Genomic DNA, 3087 nt, shown 5'->3' with positions numbered 1-3087 from the left:
TTGGTATAGTGCTTTGCTGAACAAAATAGATCCTGGTATTGGGCTTCGCACCAGAGGTTCTGTTGAACGATGACCGACTTAACGAAATAGCTTCTGGTCGGGCGGATAGTTATGTATAAGGATATAGTGTCTTTTATGTAAAAGGAGCAGGTGATGAAGGGCGTTATTTTCAATGTGCTTGAAGATATGGTCATCAGCCAATGTGGGATGCAGACCTGGAATGACATATTGGATGAGCAGGTATCAGGTACGGGGGTTTATACCGCCAGTGAGAGTTACCCCGACGAGGAGTTGTTTGGCCTCGTGGAGTCGGTTGCCGATAAGTTAGAGATGCCCATGGCAGACGTTATCAGTACTTTTGGTACTTATATGTTTCATCAATTAGCAGCGAGATATCCAGTATTTTTGAATCAATCGGATAATCTGCGGGATTTTCTGATTAGCGTGGGTTCTGTTATCCATATCGAGGTGCAAAAGCTGTACGACAATCCAAACTTGCCAACCTTTTCCTACGATACAATTCGTGATGATCAGCTTATTATGCGGTATAAATCGCCACGCAAACTTTGTGTTCTTGCGGAAGGTTTGATGAGAGGCGCCTCGGAGTATTACAAAACACCGATTGAGATAGATCATCCCGTCTGTATGCATAAAGGATCGGATCACTGTGATCTAGTAGTAAGGTTTGATCATGGTTAATAGCGACAATCCATATGAAGTTGCGTATGCCCGGGAAAAGAGAGCTCGTCTGAAGGCAGAGCAGCTTCTGGAGGATAAGGCGCGTGATCTTTATCTCAAAAATCAAAAGCTTGAGGAAAGTTACGAGAAGTTAAAGCAACAGCAAGCATTAACCATGCAAAATGAAAAGCTGGCGACACTGGGCACTCTGTCAGCAGGGGTGGCGCATGAAATCAATAATCCTCTGGCTTTTGTGTTGAGTAATCTAGAGAGCTTGCCCGTTTATAAAAAAGCCTTCTTACGGTTACTGAAGTTCAATCAGGACTGTGTTGCTGATTCCAATATACCCCAGCAATTCAGGGACGAGTTGGAGCTGTTGATAGAAACAGAAGATCTGGAGTTTCTCGGCGAGGATATGTCGGGGCTGATTGATGATACGGTTGAAGGTATTCAGCGTGTAAAAGAGATTGTGCAAAATCTTCGTAGTTTCTCACGTACTCAGGGAAGTGACTATGTAGAGGCCGATTTGCTTGAAGGTGTTAAGAGTACATTGAAACTGCTCAACGCAGAGTTAAAAAATTCGGTGACATTGAAGCTCGACTTGCAACCGCTACCCAATATTATTTGTAATCCCAATCAGCTGAATCAGGTCTTCCTCAATCTAATTATGAATGCCAAACACGCATTGGTTGGCAGTAGTAAGCCAGTTCTCAGCGTTTCTTCCGGAGTGCAGGATGAAATCATCCATATTCGTATTGCAGATAACGGATGTGGTATGCCACCTGAGGTTGTAAAAGAGATATTTGTTCCGTTTTATACAACAAAGCCTATTGGGCAGGGCACCGGTATGGGGCTAGCCATCGCCTATGGGATTATTAAAGAGCACGGTGGTAAGATCAATGTGCACAGTGAGGAAGGTCGCGGTTCTGTGTTTGATATTGAGTTGCCGGTGTTGTCTGGTAAGCGCTCAGCAAGCTCAGAGGTAGCGGGGGGCAGTGAAGTATAGGCCCTCAAGAGCCTTTCTTCTCGTCCAGGTAAGCTGGTACGTCTGTGCGCAGTGTGCGGTCCAGTTGGCCGATATCGAGCAGTGGTGCAGCATCTATATGTTGAGCGTTTAGAATGTGAGCGATACGTTCAAGGGATGCAACGATCATCGACTGTTCCCACGTGTTCATGTCGTCAAACTGACGTACAAACATATCCTGCTGCGTTGTGGGGGAGCCTTTTAGTATTTCAAGACCAGACTCGGTTAACTCGATCCATACCTTTCTTTTATCCTCCGTGCCGCGTGCACGCACGATATAGCCTTTCCTTTCTAATCGATCAAGAATACTGGTGATGGTCGCTTGGGCCAGTCCCATCTCTTTTGCCAAATTGCCTGCGATCATCGGTGCCTGTTCCCGCAGCGTCTTTATGGTGAGCAATTGAGGTGGTGTCAGGCCTGTGCTGCGGCTGATGTGTTTATCATGCAGATCGGTTGCCCGGATAATCTGCCGTAGCAACACGAGAACCTGTTGGCTTTTTTCCATTATTTAGTCCGTAGGGAAGCAAGATAGCATCGCGTTGTATCAAATTGATGCTGGGATAGTCTGCGGATAGCTGATTTCACCGCGGTATGTGGAAAGCATCACCGGCAAGGCGTGTCTGGTTGGAAGACCGGGAAAGAGAAATAGTGCCCCGGTCGGGGCACTATAGGTTTTTGCGTTATTTAGCAGCTTGACGAGCCTGTTCTACCCAGCCATCAAATGTTTTCTGGTGTGCTCTAATCCAGCCATCCGCGTGGCGTTCAATTTCACGTGCACTCTTTTCGCCATCGCGCATACGACGGTTCTGCGCAGAAATGTCGTTTGCAGGCAGTTTCATGATTGCAAACAGGGTTGCTGCTGCAGGGTTTTCCTGTGCAAACTTCAGGTTTGCAACGATGCGCTGGTTGTTGACCTGGAAGCCGTAGTTTGAGCCATCTGGCAGCTCAGTGCTCATACCAGCCATGCCACCCGGAAGGGATGAGTATGGCACTTGCAGCCAGGTAACATCTTTACCCGGCACCATTACACCACTGACCCAGTAAGGCGTCCAAGTGTAGTACAGAACAGGCTTTCCGCTTTTCTGGCGGGTGATCGTATCAGCAATGATTGCAGAGTAGGAGCCCTGATTGTGGGTCACTGTGTCACGCAGACCGAATTCATCAAGCTGATGCTCGATAACCTTTTCACAGCCCCAGCCAGGGTTGCAACCAGACAGATCTGCTTTACCATCGCCATTGGAATCAAACAATTCAGCCAGCTTAGGATCTTTCAGTTGCTGAATATTTTTGATGCCGTATTTGTCAGCGGTTGCTTTATCAATCAGGTAACCCTGCAGTGCGCCGCCAGAATATACGCCCTTGCGGAACAGTTTTTCATCGCCACC

The 3087-nt window shown here is 47.3% G+C and carries 4 protein-coding genes; 2 read left to right on the top strand and 2 right to left on the bottom strand.

Annotated elements, in window-relative coordinates; translation table 11 throughout:
* The first annotated feature begins 153 nt into the window (after positions 1–153).
* Complete coding sequence (locus tag ABYW01_RS17790) at positions 154–699, top strand: heme NO-binding domain-containing protein (protein WP_372835382.1); 546 nt, start codon at positions 154–156, stop codon at positions 697–699.
* Positions 692–1684 carry a sensor histidine kinase gene (locus ABYW01_RS17785; RefSeq protein ID WP_372835380.1) on the top strand — a complete coding sequence of 331 codons (993 nt, stop codon included), beginning with the start codon at positions 692–694 and terminating at the stop codon, positions 1682–1684. Before ABYW01_RS17790 ends, ABYW01_RS17785 begins: the two co-directional genes overlap by 8 nt.
* A gap of 4 nt (positions 1685–1688) precedes the next feature.
* Here the strand turns inward: ABYW01_RS17785 and ABYW01_RS17780 are convergent, their stop codons facing one another.
* Positions 1689–2207, bottom strand: a complete 519-nt coding sequence (locus ABYW01_RS17780; RefSeq protein ID WP_372835377.1) for a MarR family winged helix-turn-helix transcriptional regulator — start codon at positions 2205–2207, stop codon at positions 1689–1691.
* Between the two features lie 175 nt (positions 2208–2382).
* Positions 2383–3087, bottom strand: a 705-nt coding sequence (gene proX, locus ABYW01_RS17775; protein ID WP_372835374.1) for a glycine betaine/L-proline ABC transporter substrate-binding protein ProX, incomplete at its 5' end; no start/stop codon positions are given.

It is taken from the genome of Pontibacterium sp., assembly GCF_041587635.1.
Classification (GTDB): domain Bacteria; phylum Pseudomonadota; class Gammaproteobacteria; order Pseudomonadales; family Balneatricaceae; genus Pontibacterium.
This window is presented reverse-complemented; position numbering and strand designations above follow the sequence as displayed.

Excerpts from the sequence above, each read along its gene's own strand:
- ABYW01_RS17780 (WP_372835377.1), bottom strand. The coding sequence starts at position 2,207 with ATGGAAAAAAGCCAACAGGTTCTCGTGTTGCTACGGCAGATTATCCGG.
- ABYW01_RS17790 (WP_372835382.1), top strand. The coding sequence starts at position 154 with ATGAAGGGCGTTATTTTCAATGTGCTTGAAGATATGGTCATCAGCCAA.
- ABYW01_RS17785 (WP_372835380.1), top strand. The coding sequence starts at position 692 with ATGGTTAATAGCGACAATCCATATGAAGTTGCGTATGCCCGGGAAAAG.